15 protein-coding genes and 1 other RNA gene are annotated in these 24,178 nt (G+C 65.5%); 10 read left to right on the top strand and 6 right to left on the bottom strand.

The features are described from left to right. Positions 1-4,076: response regulator (locus ACAH41_RS23025; RefSeq protein WP_370538488.1), on the top strand; the 4,076-nt coding region annotated here is incomplete at its 5' end. Next, positions 4,073-6,682, top strand: a complete 2,610-nt coding sequence (locus tag ACAH41_RS23030) for a response regulator (RefSeq protein ID WP_325649740.1) — start codon at positions 4,073-4,075, stop codon at positions 6,680-6,682. The genes ACAH41_RS23025 and ACAH41_RS23030, both read left to right, overlap by 4 nt. Positions 6,683-6,692: 10 nt before the next feature. Here ACAH41_RS23030 and ACAH41_RS23035 read toward each other — a convergent pair whose 3' ends face one another. Together ACAH41_RS23035 and ACAH41_RS23040 are read right to left on the bottom strand one after the other, a co-directional pair. Then, the gene (locus ACAH41_RS23035) at positions 6,693-7,916 is read right to left on the bottom strand and encodes a hypothetical protein (RefSeq protein ID WP_325649739.1); all 1,224 of its coding nucleotides are present in this window, start codon (positions 7,914-7,916) and stop codon (positions 6,693-6,695) included. A 261-nt stretch (positions 7,917-8,177) separates the two neighbouring features. Further along, positions 8,178-9,401 carry a hypothetical protein gene (locus tag ACAH41_RS23040; RefSeq protein ID WP_325649738.1) on the bottom strand — a complete coding sequence of 408 codons (1,224 nt, stop codon included), beginning with the start codon at positions 9,399-9,401 and terminating at the stop codon, positions 8,178-8,180. A 349-nt stretch (positions 9,402-9,750) separates the two neighbouring features. Here ACAH41_RS23040 and ACAH41_RS23045 point away from each other — a divergent pair, with 349 nt between their 5' ends. Next, the gene (locus ACAH41_RS23045; protein WP_370538489.1) at positions 9,751-11,094 is read left to right on the top strand and encodes a hypothetical protein; all 1,344 of its coding nucleotides are present in this window, start codon (positions 9,751-9,753) and stop codon (positions 11,092-11,094) included. Positions 11,095-11,273: 179 nt separating this feature from the next. On the opposite strand, the gene ssrA is transcribed toward ACAH41_RS23045, so the two are convergent. The 4 genes from ssrA to ompA all read right to left on the bottom strand — a co-directional run bounded on the left by ssrA (position 11,274) and on the right by ompA (position 13,751). Beyond that, positions 11,274-11,645: a transfer-messenger RNA gene (gene ssrA / locus ACAH41_RS23050) on the bottom strand. A gap of 12 nt (positions 11,646-11,657) precedes the next feature. Continuing rightward, positions 11,658-12,335: a phosphoglycolate phosphatase gene (gph, locus tag ACAH41_RS23055; RefSeq protein WP_325649736.1), complete on the bottom strand. Its 678-nt coding sequence runs from the start codon at positions 12,333-12,335 to the stop codon at positions 11,658-11,660. Continuing rightward, entirely contained in the window at positions 12,332-13,033 is a 702-nt protein-coding gene (gene ubiG, locus ACAH41_RS23060; RefSeq protein WP_370538490.1) for a bifunctional 2-polyprenyl-6-hydroxyphenol methylase/3-demethylubiquinol 3-O-methyltransferase UbiG, read from the bottom strand. The genes gph and ubiG overlap by 4 nt, the downstream gene beginning before the upstream one ends. A gap of 70 nt (positions 13,034-13,103) precedes the next feature. Next, entirely contained in the window at positions 13,104-13,751 is a 648-nt protein-coding gene (ompA, locus tag ACAH41_RS23065; RefSeq protein ID WP_325649735.1) for an outer membrane protein OmpA, read from the bottom strand. Positions 13,752-14,007: 256 nt separating this feature from the next. On the opposite strand from ompA, the gene gyrA reads away from it, so the two are divergent. The 7 genes from gyrA to rpsA form a co-directional block, all read left to right on the top strand. Next, entirely contained in the window at positions 14,008-16,647 is a 2,640-nt protein-coding gene (gene gyrA, locus ACAH41_RS23070) for a DNA gyrase subunit A (protein ID WP_370538491.1), read from the top strand. Further along, entirely contained in the window at positions 16,644-17,255 is a 612-nt protein-coding gene (locus ACAH41_RS23075; RefSeq protein ID WP_370538492.1) for a DUF2059 domain-containing protein, read from the top strand. Before gyrA ends, ACAH41_RS23075 begins: the two co-directional genes overlap by 4 nt. 69 nt (positions 17,256-17,324) lie before the next feature. Continuing rightward, positions 17,325-18,428 carry a 3-phosphoserine/phosphohydroxythreonine transaminase gene (gene serC / locus ACAH41_RS23080; protein WP_325649732.1) on the top strand — a complete coding sequence of 368 codons (1,104 nt, stop codon included), beginning with the start codon at positions 17,325-17,327 and terminating at the stop codon, positions 18,426-18,428. Beyond that, positions 18,421-19,551 carry a prephenate dehydratase gene (gene pheA, locus ACAH41_RS23085; RefSeq protein WP_325649730.1) on the top strand — a complete coding sequence of 377 codons (1,131 nt, stop codon included), beginning with the start codon at positions 18,421-18,423 and terminating at the stop codon, positions 19,549-19,551. The genes serC and pheA overlap by 8 nt, the downstream gene beginning before the upstream one ends. A gap of 13 nt (positions 19,552-19,564) precedes the next feature. Next, complete coding sequence (locus ACAH41_RS23090; RefSeq protein WP_325649729.1) at positions 19,565-20,440, top strand: prephenate dehydrogenase/arogenate dehydrogenase family protein; 876 nt, start codon at positions 19,565-19,567, stop codon at positions 20,438-20,440. A gap of 7 nt (positions 20,441-20,447) precedes the next feature. Further along, a complete protein-coding gene (locus ACAH41_RS23095) occupies positions 20,448-22,466 on the top strand; it encodes a bifunctional 3-phosphoshikimate 1-carboxyvinyltransferase/cytidylate kinase (RefSeq protein WP_370538493.1) in 2,019 nt (672 codons plus the stop codon). A 146-nt stretch (positions 22,467-22,612) separates the two neighbouring features. Then, positions 22,613-24,178, top strand: a 1,566-nt coding sequence (gene rpsA, locus ACAH41_RS23100; protein ID WP_370538494.1) for a 30S ribosomal protein S1, incomplete at its 3' end; no start/stop codon positions are given.

The raw sequence follows: 24,178 nt of genomic DNA on the forward strand, positions 1-24,178 counted from the left end.
GCGTGGCAGGAACCTGGAAGGATTTGACCGACAACGTCAACTCCATGGCCTCCAACCTCACCGGCCAGGTGCGCAACATTGCCGACGTGACCACCGCCGTGGCTCGCGGTGACTTGAGCCGCAAGATCACCGTGGAAGTGAAGGGCGAGATCCTGGCGCTGAAGAACACGCTGAACACCATGGTGGACCAGCTCAACGGCTTCGCGTCCGAGGTGACGCGGGTGGCCCGCGAGGTGGGCACGGATGGCAAGCTCGGCGGCCAGGCCGTCGTGCCCGGCGTGGCCGGCACCTGGAAGGACTTGACCGACAACGTCAACTCGATGGCCTCCAACCTGACCGGCCAGGTGCGCAACATCGCGGACGTGGCCACCGCCATCGCCCGCGGCGACCTGAGCCGCAAGATCACCGTGGACGTGAAGGGCGAGATCCTGCAGCTCAAGGAGACCATGAACACCATGGTCGAGCAGCTGGGCGCGTTTGCCTCGGAAGTGAGCCGCGTGGCGCGCGAGGTCGGCACCGAAGGCCGGCTGGGCGTGCAGGCCGTGGTGCCTGGCGTGGCCGGCACCTGGAAGGATTTGACCGACTCGGTCAACACCATGGGCGCCAACCTCACGGCGCAGGTGCGCAACATTGCCGAGGTGACCACGGCGGTGGCCCGCGGCGACCTGAACCGCAAGATCACGGTGGACGTGAAGGGCGAGATCCTGGAGTTGAAGAACACCATCAACACCATGGTCGACCAGCTGAACTCGTTTGCCGGCGAGGTAACCCGCGTGGCGCGCGAGGTGGGCACCGAAGGCAAGCTGGGCGGCCAGGCGCAGGTGTCCGGCGTGGGCGGCACCTGGAAGGACCTGACCGACAACGTCAACTTCATGGCCTCCAACCTGACCGAGCAGGTGCGCGGCATCGTGAAGGTGGTGACGGCCGTCGCCAACGGCAACCTGACGCAGCGCCTCACGGTGCAGGCCAAGGGCGAGGTGGCGGCGCTGGCCGACACCATCAACAACATGACCGATACGCTCGCCACCTTCGCCGACCAGGTGACCAACGTGGCGCGCGAAGTGGGCGTGGACGGCCGGCTCGGCGGCCAGGCCCACGTGCCGGGCGCGGCAGGCACCTGGAAGGACCTGACCGGCAACGTGAACCTGCTGGCCGCCAACCTGACGACGCAGGTGCGCGCGATTGCCGAGGTGGCCACCGCGGTGACCAAGGGCGACCTGACCCGCGCAATCCAGGTGGACGCCAAGGGCGAAGTGTCCGAGCTGAAGGACAACATCAACACGATGATCTCGAACCTGCGCGAGACCACCGAACGCAACCGCGAGCAGGACTGGCTGAAGACCAACGTCGCCAAGTTCACCGGCATGCTGCAGGGCCAGCGCGAGCTGAAGACGGTGAGCCAGATGCTGCTGACCGAGCTCGCGCCGCTGGTGCAGGCGCAGCAGGGCACGATCTACCACCTGGCCGGCAGCGGCACCGGGCCGGAGGACACGGGTGCGGCGCGGCTGAAGCTGCTGTCGAGCTACGCACAGTCCAGCAGCGTGCCGCTGGCCGACACCATCGGCCTGGGCGAGGGGCTGGTCGGCCAGTGCGCGCTGGAAAAGCGCCGCATCCTGCTGGCCGATGTCGCCGCCGATTTCGTCACCATCTCGTCCAGCCTGGGCATGGCGCAGCGCGTCAGCGTGATCGTGCTGCCAGTCCTGTTCGAGGGGCAGACCAAGGCCGTCATCGAACTCGCCACGCTGCAGCAGTTCAGCAGCGGCTCGCTGGCCTTCCTGGAACTGCTGACGCAAAGCATCGGCGCGGTGTTCAACACCATCGAGGCGACGATGCGCACCGAGGACCTGCTGTCGCAGTCGCAGCAGCTCACCGTGGAGCTGCAATCGCGCCAGAGCGAGCTGCAGGAGACCAACGAGCAGCTGGGCACCAAGGCCCGCCTGCTGGCCGAGCAGAACGCCGAGGTCGAGCGCAAGAACTCGGAAGTGGAGCAGGCCCGGCATGCACTGGAGGAAAAGGCGGCCGAGCTGGCGCTCACCTCCAAGTACAAGTCCGAGTTCCTGGCCAACATGAGCCACGAACTGCGCACCCCCCTGAATTCCATCCTGATCCTGAGCCAGCAGCTGGCCAGCAATGGCGCCGGCAACCTGAGCGGCAAGCAGGTCGAGTTCTCGCGCAACATCAACTCCTCGGGTTCGGACCTGCTGCACCTGATCAACGACATCCTGGACCTGTCCAAGATCGAGTCCGGCACGGTCTCGGTGGAGATCGAGGAGATCAGCTTCAACGGGCTGCGCGACAACATCGAGCGCAACTTCCGCCACGTGGCCGAGGCCAAGAACCTGCCCTTCCGCGTGGTGTTCGCAGACGACCTGCCGCGCGGCATGGAGAGCGATGCCAAGCGGCTGCAGCAGATCCTGAAGAACCTGCTGTCCAACGCGGTGAAGTTCACGGCGCACGGGCATGTGGAGATCCGCGTGGGGCTGGCGAGCGAAGGCTGGAGCCCGGACCACCCGGTGCTGAGCCACGCGCCGCAGGTGCTGGCCTTTGCGGTGGAGGACACCGGCATTGGCGTGGCGCCGGACAAGCAGCGCCTGATCTTCGAGGCCTTCCAGCAAGCCGATGCCGGCACCTCGCGCAAGTACGGCGGCACCGGCCTGGGGCTGGCCATCAGCCGCGAGCTGGCGCTGCTGCTGGGCGGCGAGATCAAGCTGGCCAGCGTGCACGGCCATGGCAGCACCTTCACGTTGTACCTGCCGCTGCAGTTCGCCGGCGCCGAGGGCCTGCGGCCGCTGCCGATTGCCACCGACCTGGACACCGCCAACGTGCTGCACACGCGCAACGTGGTGCCGGTCGCCCGCGAAACCGTGGTGGCCGACGACCGGGACGTGATCGTCGAAGGCGACTCGGTGCTGCTGATCATCGAGGACGATCCGCAGTACGCGCGCATCGTGCTGGGGCTGGCACGCGACCGCGGCTTCAAGTGCCTGGTGGCGCTGAAGGGCGCGCAAGGCCTGGCGCTGGCGCGGCAGTTCCAGCCCACCGCCATCTCGCTGGACATCTTCCTGCCCGACATGCTGGGCTGGACCGTGCTGAACCAGCTGAAGCTGGACCCGCTGACCCGCCACATTCCGGTGCAGATCTTCAGCGTGGCCGAGGAAGACCGCAACCACGGGCTGGCGCACGGCGCGTTTTCGTACCTGGTGAAGTCCAGCACCAGCGAAGGCATGGAAGCCGCGCTGGACCGCATCAAGGACTTTTCCGTCCCCCGCACCAAGCGGCTGCTGGTGGTGGAAGACAACGACATCGAGCGCAAGGCCATCGTCGAGCTGCTCGACCATGAAGACATCGAGCTGGCAGCCGTGGGCACCGGCTCGGAAGCGCTGGAGGCCCTGCGCGACGAACGCTTCGACTGCGTGGTGCTGGACCTGCGCCTGCCCGACATGAGCGGCTTCGGCCTGCTGCAGGAACTGCAGGCCGACCCGTCGCTGGCGGAAGTGCCGGTGGTCGTCTTCACCGGCAAGGATCTGAGTGCCGCCGAGCAGAAGAAGCTGCGCGCGATGGCCAAGAGCGTGGTGCTGAAGGACGTTCAGTCACCCGAGCGGCTGCTGGACGAGACCGCATTGTTCCTGCACCGCGTGGTGACCGGGCTGCCGGAAGACAAGCAGGAGATCCTGCAGCGCCTGCATGGCTCGACCGAGCTGCTCAAGGGCCGAAAGGTGCTGGTGGTGGACGACGACGCGCGCAACATCTTCGCGCTGACCACGCTGCTGGAGAACCAGGAGATGGAGGTGCTGACCGCCACCAACGGCCGCGCCGCGATCGGCCTGATCGAGCAGACGCCCGACCTCAGCCTGGTGCTGATGGACATCATGATGCCGGACATGGATGGCTATGAAACGATGCGCGAGATCCGCACCAGCCCCGAGTTCCGCAACCTGCCCATCCTGGCGCTGACCGCCAAGGCGATGAAGGGCGACCGCGAGAAGTGCCTGGAAGCCGGTGCCAGCGACTACATCTCCAAGCCGGTCAACACCGACCAGCTGCTGTCGCTGATGCGGGTCTGGCTGTTCCGATGAAAACGCCGATCAGTCCGCTGTTGACACCCTCGGCCGCGCTGGGCACCGGCACCGGCACCGGCCGCGCGCCGGCAGGTGGGCGCGAGGGCACCGAGCCGGCAGCGCCGGCCGTGGAGCCGATCCGCATCCTGATCGTCGACGACGAGCCGGCCAACCTGGTGGTGCTGGAAACCTTGCTCGACGATCCTGGCTACCGGCTGGTGCGGGCCCAGTCGGCCAACCAGGCGCTGCTGGCGCTGGTGGAACAGGAATTTGCACTGCTGATCCTGGACGTGCACATGCCGGACATGAGCGGCATCGAACTGGCACAGATGGTCAAGGAGCGCAAGAAGACCGCGCACGTGCCGATCATTTTCCTCACCGCCTACTACGACAAGGACCAGCATGTGCTGGAAGGCTACGGCACCGGCGCGGTGGACTACCTGAGCAAGCCGGTCAACCCGGCGGTGCTGCGTTCCAAGGTCGCGGTGTTTGCCGACCTGGACCGCAAGAACCGCGCGATCCAGCTGAGCAACCGCGCGCTGACGATCGAGGTCGAAGAGCGCCGCCGAGCAGAGGAGCAGCTGCGCGAGCTGAACGAGAACCTGGAACGCCGTGTGACCGAGCGCACCGAGGCGCTGCGCCAGGCCGACCGCAAGCTGCAGGCCATCATGGGCAGCATCACCGATGGCCTGTTGATGCTGGACCGCGACTGGTGCTTCACCTATGCCAACGAACAAGGCGCGCAGCTGCTGGGCATGCAGCCCGGGCGGCTGATCGGCGCCTGCATGTGGACCCAGTTCCCGCAAGCCGTGAACTCGCCCTTCGAAGCAGGTTTCCGGCAGGCCGTGCAGACCCGGCAGACGGTCTCTTTCGAGGCCTTCTACCCTGCCCCGCTGGACATGTGGTTCCACTGCCACTGCTATCCGTCGGACGACGGGCTCTCGGTGTATTTCCATGACATCACCGATCGGCGCGAAGTGGACAGCCGGCGCGAGCAACTGCTGGCGGCCGAGCAGGCCGCGCGCAACGAGGGCGAACGCGTGGCCAGGGCGAAAGACGAATTCCTTGCCTCGCTGAGCCACGAGCTGCGCACACCGCTGGCAGCCATCGTCGGCTGGGCCAACGTGCTGATGCGCCCGGCCCTGGACGCCGACACGCTGCGCCGCGGCATCGAGGCGATCGCACGCAATGCGCAGGCCCAGTCGCACCTGATCGCCGACCTGCTGGACATGAGCCGCATCGTCTCCGGCAAGCTGCGCATGGAAGTGGCGCGCGTGGACCTGAACCAGGTTGCCGCCGCCGCAGCAGACACTGCGAGGCCCGCCGCGCAGGGCAAGGCGCTGAACATCGTGCTGCAGCTGGACCGCGGGCAGCCGATGGACGTGCTGGGCGATGCCGCGCGGCTGGCGCAGATCGTCACCAACCTGGTGACCAACGCGCTGAAGTTCACGCCACCCGGCGGCAGCGTGACGCTGGCCACCCGCGCCACGCAAAGCCATGTCGAGCTCTCGGTGACCGACACCGGCCAGGGCATCTCGGCCGAGTTCCTGCCGCGGCTGTTCGACCGCTTCAGCCAGGCCGATGGCTCGGCGGCGCGGGTGCATGGCGGCCTGGGGCTGGGCTTGTCCATCGTGCAGAACCTGGTCGAACTGCATGCCGGCAAGGTCAGCGCCAGCAGCGCAGGCGCTGGCCAGGGCGCGACCTTCACACTGCAGTTCCCGCGCGCCGCGGATGGGCCGCTGCAACTGGCACCCGGCGACGGCCAGGGCCCGGAGGCCAACGACCTGCAGATGGGCGCCGAACTGATCGACCTGCAAGGCGTCTCGGTGCTGCTGGTGGATGACCATGCCGACGTGCTGGAGGTTGAAAGGCGGCTGCTGAGCGAACACGGCGCGGAAGTGACGACCGCACTGACCGCCGAGCAGGCGCTGGGCCTGCTGGTGGGCGGCCAGCGATTTGACGTGCTGCTCAGCGACCTGGGCATGCCAGGCATGGATGGCTACGCGCTGATCCACCACATCCGCACGCAACTGGGCATGGACGCCGAGCAACTGCCGGCCTGCGCCGTGACCGCATTTGTGCGCGCCGAGGACAGGCGCCACGCGCTGGACGAGGGCTACCAGTGCTGCATCCAGAAGCCGGTGTCGCCCGCAGCGCTGGTGCGCACCGTGCAGGCCTTGTTGCCGCCGCGTCCGGCGCCATCGCCGGCGCCCGCGGCAGCGCTGCCAGGGCCCGCGGGCGCGACCGGGCCCCGGCGGCTGCGCACGCTGTTTGTCGAGGACAACGACGACCTGCGCGAGCAGATCGGTTGGCTGCTGGAAGACGAAGGGCTGGACCTGGTGAGCTGCGTCACCGGCGAAGAGGCCATCGAGGCCTTCGAGCAGGGGCTTTTCGACCTGGTGCTGACCGACGTCAGCCTGCCCAAGATGAGCGGCGTGGACCTGGCGCGCTGGGTGCTCGCACGCGAGCCGGCGATGTGGGTGATCTTCTCCACCGGCTACTCGATGGGTGACCGGCTCGGCGATTTCGGCCCGAACGTGCGCTCACTGTTGAAGCCGTTCGAGATCGAGCAACTGCACGAACTGGTCAGGGAGGTGCGCAGCGGCCTGATGGCGGCCGGCTGACGCCGCCTTCTCAAAGCCCGCTGGCGGCGCGGAACAGGCCTTCAGAGCAGGCCGAGCAGCGCGCCGGGTCCGTCTGGTCGCCGGTCATCTGGGACGGGTCGTACTTGTTGTAAAACACCACCGGTCCGTTGGCGGTCACGAAGACTTCCGGGTCGCTGCGCTCATGCAGGTCGGTGTCGTCGCTGACCTTCCAGAGCTTGGTCTTGGCATTGGGCGACACGGCGGCGATGTAGATGGCGGTCGGATAGCCGTAGGCATCGCTCTTGACGGCCAGCGACACGTAGGACTTGCCGTCGTAGGTGAAGGGCTCGGGCGAGCGCACCACCGTGCCCGCTGGCATCGTCACGCTGTTGACCACCGCCCAGTTGCCATTGCCGTCGCCCTTGTAGAAGCGCAGCTCGTTCTCGTTGACCGTGGTCATCAGGACCAGCTTGTTGTTGTATTCCGGCGCACGCCACATCCACGGCACCGTGTGCGTGTCCTTGTCGCCTTCGTCGAAGGTCAGCTGCACGGCATCCTTGCTGTCATCCAGCGCCAGCTTGAAGACCTGCTTGCTGCCGCCTTTGACTTTCTGGGCATAGACCAGGCTGTTGTCGCCCTTGACGAAACGCACCGACACCGGCTGCTTGGTCGCCGTCATGCCCTTGACCTTCTTGGCCGAAGCGTCGTCGTAGAGGTAACGCCAGAGGTGCTGGCTGGCCGCGTTGACGTAGCTGATGCGCGGGCTGGGGTCGCCTTCGTCGTCGCTGGCGTAGGGTGCATTGCCGGCGCCCAGCAGCTGGGGTGCGCTCCAGGTCGTGCCATCCGCACTTCCTTCCACCAGCGCCAGCTGCGCCGTGTCGGCCGATGGCGTGCCGACGAACTTGGTGTAGACCACATGGTCACCGGTTGCGGTGGAAACCCACTCCGGGCCATTGGTCGTGATCAGCATTTCCTTGGTCGTGATCGCGTCTTCATCCAGCAGCTTGTAGGTCGGCTTCAGGATGTTGCCGGTGGCCGGGTCGATGGTGCCCAGCCACAGCCGCCCCTGGCTGTCGCACCAGGTGAACATGTTGCGCGAGGGGCTGAACTCGCTGTCGATCAGGTCCTTGCGGGTCGAGGCCTGCGCCTCGTTCGGCGCGAAGCCGGCCTTCACCTGGGCATGGCCCAGGACGGGGCTCATCAGGCACACACTGGCCAGCAGCGCGAAGAAGGTGGTGGATGGGGTGGCGGCCAACACGGGCCGGCGGGTCATTCGAATGGGGCTGTGACTCACGACTTCCTCGAAACAACATCGATCACTGGACACCTGGCGCGGCGCCCAACGCACTGCACCAGAGAGGGCCAACTCGCGAAGCGTCGGCCATCAGAAGTGTGTTGAACACTTTGTCACAAGTATGGCTGAGGACGGGCGACGCCCAGGGTCTACCCGTACCCCTGCAGACTAGGGATGCAGGCCTGCCATATGCGGCATATCGCACGGGCCGGCCAAGTTCGTCGGGATGGCGCGCGGCGTTCAAAGACCGGTGCTGGCGCGGTACAGGCCTTCGGAGCAGGCCGCGCAATTCGGATGCTCGCCAGTGGTGTCCTGCGAAGGGTCGAACTTGTTGTAGAAGACCACCGGGCCGTTGGCGGTGGTGATGAAGACTTCGGGATCGATGCGCTCGTGGTTGTCGGCGTCGTCGCTGACCTTCCACAACGGGGTCGGCGCGTCCGGTGCCACGGCCGCGATGTAGACCGCTGTGGGGTAGTCGTAGCCGCTGCGCTTGACCGCCAGCACCACGTAGGACTTGCCGTTGTAGGTGAACGGTTCGGGCGAGGCCACCGTGTCGCCCTCGGCCAGCTTGATGCTGTTGACCTGGGTCCAGGCGCTGCTGCCGTCGTCACCGTCCTGCTTGCGGTAGAAGCGCAGCTCGTTTTCGTTGACGGTCGTCAGCACCGTCAACTTGTCGTTGAACTCGGGCGCGCGCCACATCCACGGCACGGTGCGTTCGTCCTTGGCGCCATCGTCCTTGGTGATCTGCACCAGCTTTTTGGTGTCCAGCTGCAGGAAGAACACCTGGTTCACGCCGTCGACTGCCTGCGAATACACCAGCCCGTTGTAGCCCTTGGAGAAGCGCACCGAGATCGGTTTGGGCGTCTTCTTCATGCCTTGCACCTTGACCTCGGACGCCGCGTCATGGAGGTAGCGCCAGTAGTGGTTGTTCCTGGCGTCCACGTAGCTGATGCGGGGATTCGGATCGTCCGCATCGTCGCTGCCATAAGGCGCGTTGCGGCCGGCGTCCGGGCCCAGCAAGGTGGGCGTGCCCCAGGTGCTGCCGTCTGCACTGCCCTCGACCAGCGCCAGCCGTGTCGTCGAAGCCTTCGGGTCGCCTGCGAACTTGGTGTAGACCACGTGGTCACCGGTGGCGGTGCTGACCCACTCCGGCCCGTTGGTCGTGATCTTCATCTCCTGCGGCGTGATGGCTTGCGCATCCAGCATCTTGTAGGCCGGCTTCAGGATGTTGCCGTTGGCCGGGTCCACCGTGCCCACCCAGAGCCGGCCGTCCTTGTCGCACCAGGTGAACATGCTGCGCGACTGGCTGAACTCGGAATCCAGCAAGTCCTTGCGTGGCGCGGCCAAGGTCTCGTTCGGCACAAAACCCGGCTTCAGCTGGGCATGCACTGCGCCCGGGACCAGGATGGCCGCTCCGGCCAGCAGCGAGATCGACGCTGCAAATCGATGATGAGAGGTACGCACGAATTCCTCGGATGAACAACAACGACAAGCCCGACACAGCATGCGGCCCGCCTGCGGACACTGTATGACAGGCTTCGTGACTGGCAAATGATGCCAATCCCGGGATGCCACCCGAAGCTGGCAGCTTGGGGGCGGTGCGAGCGATGTGCTGCGGGCCGGCCACACAACCCGACAATGATCTCCAGAATTTTTCTGGTAATCACACACGGCGTACCGGGGCATCACAATGCCACGTGCATTACATCCCCTGCATGAATGACACCTAAAACGCCGTCGTGAGTAACAATCCGTAAATCACCTCACCTGACAGCCCTTGCGTCACACAGCCATGCATTCGATGCCGATCACGATGTCCGCCACGATGTGCGCCGCTGGCGCCTTGCTTCTTGGCGCCGCGCAGGCCGCCGAACAGCCGGGCCAGGCGACAACCCTGACAAGCACCGCGAAAGAGATGATCTCGTTCCGGCACCAGAAGCATTCCTGGATCACCGATGACGGCCGTTACCAGTTGCTCTACAACAGCGGCGTGAATGGCAACGCGTTGCAGCTCAGCACCAGCACCGACGGGGTCAGTTGGATGCCCAGCGTGGTGCTCATCGATACCGACGAAGCCAGCAGCGCCGATGGCTCGCTCAATGCCGGCCTGCTGTCGGTCGTGTACTCCACAGCAAGGCACGGCATCAGCTTCGCGCCGTTGAAGTACGACCCCGCCAAAGGCTGGAAGATCAAAGGCCCGGGGCAAGTGGTTCGCCCCGGCAGCGAGAACGACGACAAGACCTTCAAGCACAAGCCGGCCTACCTTCCTTCGCTGGTCGAGGACCATGCAGGCAACTTCTGGGCTGTCTTTCTTGAACAGACACTCACCAAGGAGACCAAGTCCACCCAGACGGCGCTGGCGGTCCTGCGCTTGTACTACCGTCCCAAGGACGGAAGCACCTGGAGCGACACCGGCATGACCTTTGGGGACAGCGCCAACCCAAACCGCGCCCTCAATGCGCCCAAGCTGAGTGGCCGGCTGGTGCGCACGCCTGACAGCATTGGCCTGGTTTTCGCAGACGGCGCCGACATCTGGTGGGCCCAGCTTCCGAAGGGCTCCGCCTGGAACGACAAATGGCAAGCCTCAACCCTCCTGATCCAGGGCACCCCCGACAGCGAGGCCGACAAGGACCCCTACGCCAGCCACTTCAGCACCGCGACCGATGACCAGGGCAACATCCACCTGGTCTATGCGGACGCCAAGATCCCGTACTACCGGCGCTTCAACGCCTCGGTCGAAGACGGCGGCCCGGCCTGGAGCATGAACAGCGTGGCGTTTTCCAAGGAGCCGATGAACACCGGCTACCCCGAGGTGAGCCACCTCGGCGGCAGCAACATTGCGGTGGTGTTCAACGCACAGGTGCCGGACCCAACGACAGGCAACAACAAGCTGTCGAACCTGCGTGTGTGGCAATCGGCCACCCGCGGCGGTCCGAACGGCGGTCAGACCGGGTGGGTCTGCACCGACGTCCTGACCCACGCAAAGGCCGGGGAAAACCCGAGCCAATACCAGCACATGCGCAACGAGATGCCAGCTTCGGTGCCAGCAACCGTGCAGCCGCTGGTGTTGCTGCAGCACCAGCCAACGACCTCGACCTACGAGGCCCGTGGCTACCAGTTCCCGGTCAGCGGCATCAACGGGTGTAAACAGCAATAGGCCAGATCCACCTCGCGGAAGCGGTCGGCTTTCTCGTTTTTCACCCGGTGCGAAATGGCAGTCGATCTGGGGATGAAGACAGCTTTCCACACCGCAGAGAACCAGGCAAAGAAAAAGCCCTAGAGCGTTGATTCTCTAGGGCTTTTTGCCTCTTTCGGTTCGCTGTGAACCTGTGTGAATGGTGGAGCCGGGGGGAATTGAACCCCCGTCCGTCAGCCATCGCCAGGAAGATCTACATGCTTAGCTGTCTGATTTGGATCTCGTCATCCGGATCGCGCAGCAGCACGCTATCTGGACAACCAGCCACTTGATCTCGCATCCCGGCCCATGGCCAACCGGAACACCAGCCTATGTGATTAACCTCTCAGTCCTTGCCTTGCGGCTCAGACCCGGCCCATAGGCCAACCGTTGAGAGGCTCAACCGCAATTAAGCGGCGAGTGCGAACGTAGAGTCGTTTGCAGTTACTTTGTTTCCAGTGGTTTTACGAGCGAACTGGTGCTCGGCATGCCCTGTCCCACCTCAGTACCAACGTCGAAACCAGGTCGGCCCCAAGCAGTCTAGTTTAAGCCAGATCCAGCCAGTTCAAGAGCTGATCGGGGTTTTCGACGACAAGATCGGCGCCCCAGTCTTCAATGCGCTCGCCCGTGCCCAGGTAACCCCAGCGAACGGCCACGGTGCGCATGCCGGCCGCTTGGCCGGCTTGCACGTCGCGCAGATCGTCGCCCACGTAGATGCAGTCCTGTGGCGCCACGCCCAGGCGGCGCGCGGCTTCCAGCAGCGGCGCCGGGTGCGGCTTGGCCTGAGGCATGGTGTCACCGCAGACCAGCGTGCCGGCACGTGTGTGCAAGGCCAGGCCCTGCACAACAGGCTGGGCAAAACGGGTCGCCTTGTTGGTGACGATGCCCCATGGCAGACCGGCGCGCTCCAGCGAGGCCAGCAGCGGCTGCACCTCGGCAAACACCATCGTGTCCTGCAACAACGCTTCGGCATAGCGGGCAAGAAACGCATCGCGCAAGGCCTCGAACCGGTTGTCAGCCGGCGTGACGCCGAAGGCAATGCCCACCATGCCGCGGGCACCACTGCCCACCATGGGCCGGAGCTGCGCGTAGGGCAGCGGCGGCAGGTCGTGCTGCGCACGCAGCCAGTTTGCGGCGTTCGCCAGGTCGGGGGCGCTGTCGATCAGCGTGCCATCCAGGTCGAACAGGACGGCGGCAGGCCGGCTTTGTGAACTCGGGTTCATGCCGGCTTGCGGCAAGCCATCAGATAGTTCACATCGGTGCGCGCGGAAAGCCAGTAGCGCTGCGTCAACGGGTTGTATTCCATGCCCTTGAACGCCGAGACCTCCAGGCCGGCATCGCGCGCGAAGGCGGACAGCTCGCTCGGTTTCAAAAAACGCGCGTACTCGTGCGTGCCCTTGGGCAACAGCTTCAGCACGTGTTCGGCACCGACGATGGCAAACAGGAAGGACTTCAGGTTGCGATTCAGCGTGGAAAAAAACACCCGACCACCAGGCTTGACCAGCGTGGCGCAGGCACGGACCACGGACGCGGGATCCGGCACATGCTCCAGCATCTCCATGCAGGTGACGACGTCGAAGCTGGCGGGCCGCTCTTCGGCCAGGGCTTCGACCGCAACCTCGCGGTAGACAAGGTTCTCCACGCCGGCTTCCAGCGCGTGCAGCTGCGCCACTCTGAGTGGCTTCACCGACAGGTCGATGCCCAGCACTGTGGCCTGGCAACGCGCCATTGATTCTGCCAGGATGCCACCACCGCAGCCGACGTCCAGCACCTCGGCGCCAGCCAACTTGGCCTGACCGGCGATCCAGTCCAGCCGCAGGGGATTGATCTGGTGCAAAGGCCGGAATTCGCCGTCTGCATCCCACCAGCGGTGGGCCAGTTCGCCGAATTTGCTCAGTTCTTGGGGATCTGCATTCACCATGGGCTGAATGGTACGGCGAGAAATGAAAAAACCCCGCCGGGGCGGGGTTTCGATGTGATCGGAAAACCGATTACTTGGCGCGAGTACCAACCACTTCGATTTCCACGCGGCGATTCTTCGCGCGGCCTTCGGCGGTCTTGTTGTCGGCCACAGGCTGCTTCTCGCCCTTGCCTTCGGTGTACACGCGGTTCTTTTCGACACCCTTGCTGACCAAGTATTCCTTGACAGCTTCCGAGCGGCGAACCGACAGCTTCTGGTTGTACGCGTCAGAACCAACGCTGTCGGTGTGGCCGACGGCGATGATGACTTCCAGGTTCATACCAGCGGTCTTGCTGACCAGGTCGTCCAACTTAGCCTTGGCTTCGGGCTTCAGGACAGCCTTGTCGAAGTCGAAGAAAGCGTCGGCAGCATAGGTCACCTTCTCGCTCACAGGAGCGACGACAGGCGGCTTCGGCGGGACTGGCGGGGCCACAGGCGCCGGAGCAGCCGGAGGCGGAGCAACCGGCTTCACCTCAGGCTTCAGCGCGCCATCGCACTCGGGCGCAGCGGTGGCCGGGGTCCAGAAATTGTCACGCCAGCACAGTTCGTTGGTGCCGTTTTTCCAAACGGTGCCATCGGAAGCGCGCCAGTTATCGACGGTCTGGGCGAAAGCGCTCGACATCGGCGCGGCAAGTGCGGCAGCTGCGAACAGCATCGCCACCTTGTTCAGTTTCTTCATGATTCTCCTCTCAAGGAAAGCCGCAGGTTGCCTGCGATACGTCCAAATCGGAAGCGAAATACCCAGCAAACGCTCGGTTTCCCTAGCATTCACCAGCGACAACTGATTGTGCCATAGGGCTTCCGCTGGCTCGTATTCTCTGGGCGCGGCCGACCAATCACGCCCAACTTGTTGTTCATGAGCCACAGGCCTGGCAGCTTAGAATGGACGCTTCGCCCGCGCGCACTGCGTCAAGGCCGGTCAGACCTGTCGCTTCATGACCCAATTCGCCAAAGAAACCCTGCCCATCAGCCTCGAAGAGGAAATGCGGCGCTCCTACCTCGATTACGCGATGAGCGTGATCGTGGGGCGCGCACTGCCCGACGCGCGCGACGGCCTGAAGCCGGTGCACCGCCGCGTGCTGTTCGCGATGCACGAACTGAACAACGACTGGAACCGGGCTTACAAGAAATCTGCCCGCATCGTCGGTGACGTGATCGGTAAATACCACCCGCACGGTGACACGGCTGTGTACGACACCATCGTGCGCATGGCGCAGGACTTTTCGCTGCGCCACATGCTGGTGGACGGCCAGGGCAACTTCGGCTCGGTCGACGGCGACAACGCGGCGGCGATGCGGTACACCGAAATCCGCCTGTCGAAGATCGCTCACGAAATGCTGGCCGACCTCGACAAGGAAACCGTCGACTTCGGCCCCAACTACGACGGCTCCGAGAGAGAGCCTCTGGTGCTGCCGACGCGGCTGCCCAACCTGCTGGTGAATGGCGCCACCGGCATTGCCGTCGGCATGGCGACCAACATTCCGCCGCACAACCTCAACGAGGTAGTGGACGCCTGCCTGCACCTGCTGAAGGTGCCGGACGCGACGCTGGAACAGCTGATGGAAATCATCCCGGCGCCGGACTTTCCGACCGCCGGCATCATCTACGGCATCAATGGCGTGCGTGAGGGCTACCGCACTGGCCGCGGCCGCGTGGTGATGCGCGCCAAGGTGCACTTCGAGGACATCGACAAGGGTGCGCGCAAGTCCATCATCGTCGACGAGCTGCCCTACCAGGTCAACAAGAAGACGCTGCTGGAACGCATTGCCGAGCTGGTGCACGAGAAGAAGATCGAAGGCATCAGCCACCTGCAGGACGAGTCGGACAAGTCCGGCATGCGGGTGGTGATCGAGCTCAAGCGTGGCGAAGTGCCCGAGGTGGTGCTGAACAACCTGTACAAGCAGACGCAGCTGCAGGACACCTTCGGCATCAACATGGTGGCCCTGATCGACGGCCAGCCCAAGCTCTGCAACCTGAAGCAGCTGCTGGACATCTTCCTGGAGCATCGCCGCGAAGTCGTGACCCGGCGCACGGTGTACGAGCTGCGCAAGGCGCGCGAGCGCGGCCATGTGCTGGAAGGCCTGGCGGTGGCGCTGGCCAACATCGACGACTTCATCGAGATCATCAAGAACTCGCCGACGCCGCCGGTCGCCCGCACCGGCCTGATGGCCAAGAGCTGGGACTCTTCGCTGGTGCGCGAGATGCTCACCCGCGCCGAGCAGGACGCGCCGGGCGGCCGCGAATCTTTCCGCCCCGAAGGGCTGCCAGCGCACTTCGGCATGCAGCCAGACGGCCTGTACCGCCTCTCAGAAGACCAGGCAAGCGAAATCCTGCAGATGCGCCTGCAGCGCCTGACCGGCCTGGAGCAGGACAAGATCATTGGCGAGTACAAGGAAGTCATGTCGGTGATCGCCGACCTGCTGGACATCCTCGCCAAGCCCGAGCGCGTGACCTTCATCATCGGCGAAGAGCTGACCGCCGTGCGGCAGGAATTCGGCCAGACCAAGGTCGGCGCGCGCCGCTCGGTGGTCGAGCACAACGTGCAGGAACTCGGCACCGAGGACCTGATCACACCGACCGACATGGTCGTGACGCTCAGCCACACCGGCTACTTCAAGAGCCAGCCGCTGGCCGAGTACCGCGCCCAGAAGCGCGGCGGCCGCGGCAAGCAGGCCACGGCGACCAAGGAAGACGACTGGGTCGACCAGCTCTTCATTGCCAACACGCACGACTGGATCCTGTGTTTCTCCGACCGCGGCCGCGTCTACTGGCTGAAGGTGTGGGAAGTGCCGCAAGGTGGGCGCGCCAGCCGCGGCAAGCCCATCGTCAACATGTTCCCGCTGCAGCCGGGCGAAAAGGTGACCGTGGTGCTGCCGCTGACCGGTGACAACCGCGTGTTCCCGGCCGACCATTTCATCTTCATGTGCACCGCGCGCGGCACCGTGAAGAAGACGGCGCTGGATGAGTTCAGCAACCCGCGCAAGGCCGGCATCATTGCGGTTGACCTTGACGAAGGCGACTACCTGATCGGCGCCGCGCTGACAGATGGCAAGCACGACGTGATGCTGTTCTCCGACGGCGGCAAGGCCGTGCGCTTCGACGAAGACGACGTGCGGCCGCTGGGCCGCCAGGCCCGCGGCGTGCGCGGCATGATGCTGGAAGACACGCAGACCGTGATCGCGATGCTGGTTGCCGAAGACGAGACGCAAAGCGTGCTGACCGCCACCCAGAACGGCTACGGCAAGCGCACCAGCATCGTCGAGTACACCCGCCACGGCCGCGGCACCAAGGGCATGATCGCGATCCAGCAAAGCGAGCGCAACGGCAAGGTCGTCGCGGCCACGCTGGTGCGCCCGAACGACGAGATCATGCTGATCACCGACAAGGGTGTGCTGGTGCGCACGCGGGTCTCGGAGATCCGTGAACTGGGCCGCGCCACGCAAGGCGTGACCCTGATCGCGCTGGACGACGGCTCCCAACTTTCCGGCTTGCAACGCATCGTCGAAAACGATGCGGCAGACGCCATCGAACCTGAAACCGACGCCGACACCGGCCCAGAGGACACCAACGGATGATGATGAACCATCGCACACGGCTCGCCGCACTCGTGCTGGCAGGCTTTGCCCTGACCGGCGCCGCCCAGGCTCAAAGCTCGCAAGCCAAGAAGGACTTGATCGCTCGCGTGATCCAGCTCCAGCAACCGTCGATCGAACAGATCGGCCAGAACATCGCGGGCCAGACGGCCCAGCAGGTGCTGCAGGTTGCCGGCCAGGCCGTCAGCCAACTTCCGGCGGACAAGCAGGAAGCCGTCGGCAAGTCGGTGCAAGCCGACATCAAGCAGTTCTATGACGAACTGGCCCCGCTGCTGCGCGACCGCGCAACCAAGCTGGCGCCAACCGCGATGGGCTCGCTGCTGGACGAGAAGATGAGCGAGGACGAGCTCAAGCAGTTGGTCGCATGGCTGGAATCGCCGGCTGCGAAGAAGTTCAATGAAGTCGGCCCGCAGATGCTGAACAGCCTGCAGGAGAAGCTGGTGGCTGACACCAAGCCGACGGTGGAGCCGAAGCTGCGCGCGCTGGAAGATTCGTTGCGCAAGAAGCTGGGCATCAACGGTTCGGCGGCACCCGCGCCTGCGGCGTCTGGTGCGGCCAAGCCGGCCGCCAAGGCGCCGGTCAAGAAGTAAGTTGCACGCTCCTGCTGGCAGCGCCCTGTGGCTGCCAGCCCTCTCCGTTTTCCTGCCGACCCGCCCGCCATGACAGCGCGTATCCGCCCCTTCAACTTCTCGGCCGGCCCGGCCATGCTGCCTGAAGAGGTGCTGCGCGAAGCTGCAGCCGAGATGCTGGACTGGCACGGCTCCGGCATGGGCGTGATGGAGATGAGCCACCGCGGCAAGGAATTCATCGAGATCTACGAGACGGCAGTGCGCGACCTGCGCGGGTTGCTGGCGGTGCCGCCCGAGTTCCGCATCCTGTTCATGCAGGGTGGCGGGCTGGGCGAAAACGCCATCGTGCCGATGAACCTGTCGCGCGGCGGCCTGGTGGACGTGGTCGTCACCGGCGCGTGGAGCAAGAAGTCGCTGGCCGAAGCCGGCCGCTACGCGAATGCCAACGTGGCCGCCAGCAACGAGGCCAGCGGTTTCACCACCCTGCCGGCACCGGCAAGCTGGGACCTGCGAGAAGGTGCGAGCTACCTGCACCTGTGCTCGAACGAGACCATCCACGGCGTGGAATTCCAAACGCTGCCGGACCTCACCGCGCTGGGCAGCCAGGCGCCGCTGGTGGTCGACTGCTCTTCGCACATCCTCTCGCGCAGCATCGACTGGTCCCGCGTGGGCCTGGCCTTTGCCGGCGCGCAGAAGAACATCGGCCCTGCCGGGCTCACCATCGTCTTCGTGCGCGAAGACCTGCTGGGCCACGCACTGCCAATCTGCCCGACGGCTTTCGACTACAGCGTCGTCGCCGAGCACGGCTCGATGTTCAACACTCCGCCCACCTACGGCATCTACATCGCCGGGCTGGTCTTCCAGCACGTGCTGCGCCAGGGCGGCGTGGCCGAAATGGCGCGGCGCGCGATCGAACGTTCGCAGCTGCTGTATCGCTATCTGGATGACAACGGCGGCTTCTACCGCAACCCGGTGGCAGCCGACGCACGTTCCCGCATGAACGTGCCGTTTTTCCTGGCCGATGCTTCGCACAACGAAGCCTTCCTGGCCGGCGCTCGCGAAGCAGGCCTGTTGCAGCTGAAGGGACACAAGTCCGTCGGCGGCATGCGGGCCTCCCTCTACAACGCCATGCCACTCGCCGGCGTGCAAACGCTGGTCGAGTACATGAAGGATTTTGTGCGCCGCCATGGCTGAACCGACCTCCGGCAATCCCGCCGCCACCCCTGCCGTCCCAGCGCCCGAACTGCTGGCGCTGCGCGAGCAGATCGACTCGCTGGACCAGGACCTGCTGGCCCTGCTGAACCGCCGCGCCGGCCTGGCACTGGCCGTCGGCGAATTGAAAAAGAAGGAAGGCTCAGTGGTCTTCCGCCCCGAGCGCGAAGCCCAGGTCATCGACGGCCTGAAGGCCTCGAACCCCGGCCCGCTGAAGACCGACAGCGTGGCGCCCATCTGGCGCGAGATCATGTCGGCCTGCCGCGCGCTGGAAACGCCCACCCGCGTGGCCTACCTGGGCCCGGCCGGCACTTTCAGCGAAGAAGCTGCCCTCGGCTACTTCGGCTCGTCCATCGTGCGCGTGCCCTGCACCAGCATCGACGACGTATTCCGCACCACCGCGGCCGGCGCTGCGGACTTCGGCGTCGTCCCGGTCGAGAATTCGACCGAAGGCGTGGTCGCCCGTTCGCTGGACATCTTCCTGACCACGCCGCTGTTCATCATCGGCGAGACCAGCCTGTTCGTGCGCCACAACCTGCTGCGCAAGGAAAACTCGCTGGAAGGCATCGAGGTCGTCTGCGCACATCCGCAGGCGCTGGCGCAGTGCCACGGCTGGCTGTCCAGCCACCTGCCCAACGTCGAGCGCCAGCCCATGGCCAGCAATGCCGAGGCCGCGCGCCAGGCCGCGCTGAACCCCAGGCTGGCCGCCATCGCCAGCGTGCGCGCCGGCAGCGAATACGGCCTGCACCTGGTCTCGCCCGCGATCCAGGACGACACCCACAACCGCACCCGCTTCGCGATCGTCACCGACCCGCACCGCCACCCTGCCCCCAAAGCCTCGGGGCACGACTGCACCAGCCTGGTCGTCTCGGTGGTGAACCGCCCGGGTGCGATGTACGACATCCTGAAGCCGCTGAAGGCGCACGATGTGTCGATGACGCGCTTCGAGTCGCGCCCCGCACGCTCCGGCCAGTGGGAGTACTACTTCTACATCGACCTGCAGGGCCACCCGGACGAGCTGCATGTGCACACCGCGATGCAGGAACTCCGCCAGGCCTGTGCCTATTTCAAGGTGCTGGGCACCTACCCGCTGGACGTGCACTGAGCGACCCCACACGATGTTCAAACAATTGGGATTGATCGGCTGCGGCCTGATGGGCGGCTCGTTTGCGCTGGCCATGAAACAGGCCGGCCTGGTCGAGCGCGTGATTGGCTACAGCAAGTCACCTTCGACGACCGAACGCGCCAAGCAGTTGGGCGTGATCGACCAGTCGGCCGAAAGCGCGCTGCTGGCCGTCTCCGGCGCCGACATCGTGCTGATCGCCGTGCCGGTGGCTGCCACCGATGCCACCTTCCGCGCCATCCGCCACCTGGTCTCGCCGGACGTGCTGTTCATGGACGTGGGCAGCACCAAGCGCGACGTGGTGGACGCCGCGCGGCGCTCGCTGAAGGAGCGCGCGGTGGCTTTTGTGCCGGCGCACCCGGTCGCCGGCAAGGAACTTTCCGGCGTGCAGCATGCCGATGCACAGCTCTACCGCGACCGGCAAGTCATCCTGACCCCGTTGCCGCAGACCTTGCCCACGCTGGTGGAAAAGGCCCGCGCAGTCTGGACCGGCATTGGCGCCCATGTGCGGCTGATGACGCCCGAGGCGCACGACGCGGCCTTTGCCGCCATCAGCCACCTGCCGCACCTGCTGGCCTTTGCGTATTTCACCGGCATCCTGCAGCAGGCCGAGAGCGAGGATTTCCTCGCGCTGGCCGGCCCGGGCTTCCGGGACTTCACCCGCATTGCCGCAAGCGATCCAGCCGTCTGGCGCGACATCCTGATCACCAACCGCGAGGAGGTGCTGCGCCAGTCCGAGTACTTCCGCGGCGCACTCGGCGTGCTGGAGCAGACCCTGCGCGACTGCCAGGGCGAGTCGCTGGAAGCGCTGGTGCAAGGCATTTCCGAAGCACGTGCCCAATGGCGCCTGGGCGCGCCGCGCCGTTCCTGATCCCCGCATGTATTCGACCGCTTTCCTCGACCTGCCGCCGTTGGCAAGCGCCGCCGGCACGGTGCGCCTGCCCGGCTCCAAGAGCATTTCCAACCGCGTGCTGCTGCTGGCCGGCCTGGCCGAAGGCACAACCGACGTGCGCGACCTGCTGGACTCCGATGACACCCGCGTGATGCTGGCCGCGCTGGAAGCGCTGGGTTGCACGCTGCAGCGCAACGGCGCTTCGCTGCTGGTCACCGGCATTGGCAGCCAGCTGCGCACGCGCGAAGCCAAGCTGTTCCTCGGCAACGCCGGCACTGCGATGCGCCCACTGACCGCCGCGCTGGCGGTGCTGGCCGCCACGCAAGGCGGCGCCTTCGAACTGTCCGGCGTGCCACGCATGCACGAGCGGCCCATCTGGGACCTGGTCGACGCGCTGCGCCAGCTCGGCTGCCCTGTCGCCGACCTCGGCCAGCCCGGCTACCCGCCGCTGCGAGTCGGCGATGGCGCCATGCATGCCTTGCGGACCGGCGCGCCGATCCGCGTGCGCGGTGATGTCTCCAGCCAGTTCCTGACCGCCCTGCTGCTCGCGCTGCCGCTGGTCACGGCCGATGCCCCAGTGACCATCGAAGTCGACGGCGAACTGATCAGCAAGCCTTACGTCGACATCACGCTGCGGCTGCTGGCGCGCTTTGGCATTGACGTGCGGCGAGACGGCTACCAGCGTTTCGTGCTGCCGCAAGGCTCGGCCTACCGCACGCCGGGCCGCATCCACGTCGAAGGCGATGCCTCATCGGCCTCGTACTTCGTCGCACTCGGCGCCATCGCCGCGATCGACAAGCCGGTGCGCATCGAGGGCGTGGGCCTGGACTCGATCCAGGGCGACATCCGCTTCATCGACGCGGCGCAGGCCATGGGTGCGCTGGTCAGTGGCGGCGATGGCTGGCTTGAAGTCAAGCGTGGTGCCTGGCCGCTGAAAGGCATCGCGCTGAACTGCAACCACATCCCCGACGCGGCGATGACGCTGGCGGTGATGGCGCTGTATGCCGACGGGCCGACCCGGCTGACCGACATCGCCAGCTGGCGCGTGAAGGAAACCGACCGCATCGCAGCCATGGCCACCGAGCTGCGCAAGCTGGGCGCGACGGTCGAAGAAGGCGCTGACTTCATCGAGGTCCAGCCGCTGCCGGCCGGCGCCTGGCGCGCCGCCAGCATCCATACCTATGACGACCACCGCATGGCGATGTGCCTGTCGCTGGCCGCACTGAATCCGCTTGCGGGCGACGGACAAGCTGTGCCGGTGCGCATCGAAGACCCGCGCTGCGTGGCCAAGACCTTCCCGGACTATTTCGAAGCCTTGTTCGACCTGGTGCAGCCGCTGGACGGCAGCGTGCCGGTGCTGACCGTCGACGGTCCGACGGCTTCTGGCAAGGGCACGCTGGCAAGCGAGCTGGCCGCAAAGCTGGGGTACCACCTGCTGGACTCCGGCGCGCTTTATCGCGCCACAGCGCTGGCCGCGCAGGACGCCGGCATTTCGCTGGAAGATGAAGCCTCGCTGGCCCGGATGGCGGCCCAGCTGGACCTGCGCTTCGAAGGCCACCGCGTGTTGCTGGGCGGCCGCGACATCACCGACCCGCTGCGGCTGGAATCCACCGGCGGCATGGCCTCGCGGGTCTCGGTCCACCCCGCCGTGCGCCAGGCCCTGTTCCAGCTGCAGCTGAGCTTTCGCCGCCTGCCCGGCCTGGTGGCCGACGGGCGCGACATGGGCACCGTGGTCTTTCCCGCTGCCGAGCTGAAGGTTTTCCTGACCGCCAGCGTCGAGCAACGCGCCAGCCGCCGGCTCAAGCAATTGCTGGCCAAAGGCGTAGCTGCTACACTCGACGGTCTATTGGCCGACCTGCGGGCCCGTGACGAGCGCGACATGTTGCGCAGCGTTGCACCCTGCAAACCGGCCGAAGATGCGGTCTTGCTGGACAACTCCGCCTTGTCGATCGATGCGTCGGTCGAACAGGTGTTGGGCTGGTGGCAGGCCCGCAGGCCGTTCTGAACCGCTGACTCAGCGACGGCCGGGCCCACTGCCCCTGCCTGCTGGCGCGCCTGCGCCACCCCGGGGACGGTGAACTCATCAACTCAACCCCGCGGCCTAGCAAACCGCCAAACCGGCCGCGTTCGCTGCCGGTACAGGAAATTCCAATGCCCAAGACTCAAGAAGTCAGCTTCGACGAAGGCTCTTTCGCAGCCCTGTTTGAAGAATCGCTGAAGAGCGCAGACATGCGCGTCGGCGAAGTCATCTCGGCTGAAGTCGTTCGCATCGAACACAGCCACGTGGTGGTCAACGCCGGCCTGAAGTCCGAAGCGTACGTGCCCATCGACGAATTCAAGAACGACCAGGGCGAAGTTGAAGTCCAGGTCGGCGACTTCGTCTCGGTGGCCATCGACGCTGTCGAAAACGGCTACGGCGACACCATCCTGTCGCGCGACAAGGCCAAGCGCCTGGCTTCCTGGCTGAGCCTGGAAACCGCGCTGGAATCCGGCGACTTCGTCACCGGCACGGTCTCCGGCAAGGTCAAGGGCGGCCTGACCGTCCTGGTCAACGGCATCCGCGCCTTCCTGCCCGGTTCGCTGCTCGATACGCGCCCTGTCAAGGACATGTCGCCGTTCGAAGGCAAGACCATGGAGTTCAAGGTCATCAAGCTGGACCGCAAGCGCAACAACGTCGTGTTGTCGCGCCGCGCCGTGGTCGAAGCTTCGATGGGCGAAGAACGCGCCAAGCTGCTGGAAACGCTGCACGAAGGCGCCATCGTCAATGGCGTGGTCAAGAACATCACCGAATACGGTGCGTTCGTGGACCTGGGCGGCATCGACGGCCTGCTGCACATCACCGACATGGCCTGGCGCCGTGTCCGTCACCCGAGCGAAGTGGTGACGGTGGGTCAGGAACTGACCGCCAAGGTCCTGAAGTTCGACGCCGAGAAGAACCGCGTTTCGCTGGGCATCAAGCAGCTGGGCGATGACCCGTGGATGGGTGTGGCCCGCCGCTACCCGACGGGCACCCGCCTGTTCGGCAAGGTCACCAACATTGCCGACTACGGCGCGTTCGTCGAGATCGAACCGGGCATCGAAGGCCTGGTGCACGTCTCCGAAATGGACTGGACCAACAAGAACGTCGCTCCGTCCAAGGTCGTGACCCTGGGCGAAGAAGTCGAAGTCATGGTCCTCGAGATCGACGAAGACAAGCGCCGCATTTCGCTGGGCATGAAGCAGTGCAAGGCGAACCCGTGGGAAGAGTTCAGCGCCACCGTCAAGCGCGGCGACAAGGTCAAGGGCCCGATCAAGTCGATCACCGACTTCGGCGTCTTCGTGGGCCTGGCTGCCGGTATCGACGGCCTGGTGCACCTGTCCGACCTGTCGTGGCACGAAGCTGGCGAAACCGCTGTGCGCAACTACAAGAAGGGCCAGGAAGTCGAGGCCGTGGTGCTGGGCATCGATGTCGAGAACGAGCGCATTTCGCTGGGCATCAAGCAACTGGACGGCGACCCGTTCGCGACCTTCACCTCGGTCAATGACCGCGGCATGCTGGTCAACGGCGTGGTCAAGACGGTTGATCCGCGCGGCGCCGAAGTGCAACTCGCCGACGACGTGCTGGGCTACCTGCGCGCCTCCGAAATCAGCCGCGACCGCGTCGAAGACGCGCGCAACGTGCTGAAGGAAGGCGACGAGGTCTCGGTGATGATCGTCAACGTCGACCGCAAGACCCGC

The sequence above is a fragment of the Ideonella sp. genome, assembly GCF_041287625.1.
Classification (GTDB): domain Bacteria; phylum Pseudomonadota; class Gammaproteobacteria; order Burkholderiales; family Burkholderiaceae_C; genus Ideonella.

Coding starts and splice junctions, on each gene's coding strand:
- ACAH41_RS23030 (WP_325649740.1), top strand. CDS start 4,073: ATGAAAACGCCGATCAGTCCGCTGTTGACACCCTCGGCCGCGCTGGGC.
- ompA (WP_325649735.1), bottom strand. CDS start 13,751: ATGAAGAAACTGAACAAGGTGGCGATGCTGTTCGCAGCTGCCGCACTT.
- gph (WP_325649736.1), bottom strand. CDS start 12,335: ATGAACCCGAGTTCACAAAGCCGGCCTGCCGCCGTCCTGTTCGACCTG.
- pheA (WP_325649730.1), top strand. CDS start 18,421: ATGGCTGAACCGACCTCCGGCAATCCCGCCGCCACCCCTGCCGTCCCA.
- ACAH41_RS23090 (WP_325649729.1), top strand. CDS start 19,565: ATGTTCAAACAATTGGGATTGATCGGCTGCGGCCTGATGGGCGGCTCG.
- serC (WP_325649732.1), top strand. CDS start 17,325: ATGACAGCGCGTATCCGCCCCTTCAACTTCTCGGCCGGCCCGGCCATG.
- ACAH41_RS23075 (WP_370538492.1), top strand. CDS start 16,644: ATGATGATGAACCATCGCACACGGCTCGCCGCACTCGTGCTGGCAGGC.
- ACAH41_RS23035 (WP_325649739.1), bottom strand. CDS start 7,916: ATGACCCGCCGGCCCGTGTTGGCCGCCACCCCATCCACCACCTTCTTC.
- gyrA (WP_370538491.1), top strand. CDS start 14,008: ATGACCCAATTCGCCAAAGAAACCCTGCCCATCAGCCTCGAAGAGGAA.
- ubiG (WP_370538490.1), bottom strand. CDS start 13,033: ATGGTGAATGCAGATCCCCAAGAACTGAGCAAATTCGGCGAACTGGCC.
- ACAH41_RS23095 (WP_370538493.1), top strand. CDS start 20,448: ATGTATTCGACCGCTTTCCTCGACCTGCCGCCGTTGGCAAGCGCCGCC.
- ACAH41_RS23045 (WP_370538489.1), top strand. CDS start 9,751: ATGTCCGCCACGATGTGCGCCGCTGGCGCCTTGCTTCTTGGCGCCGCG.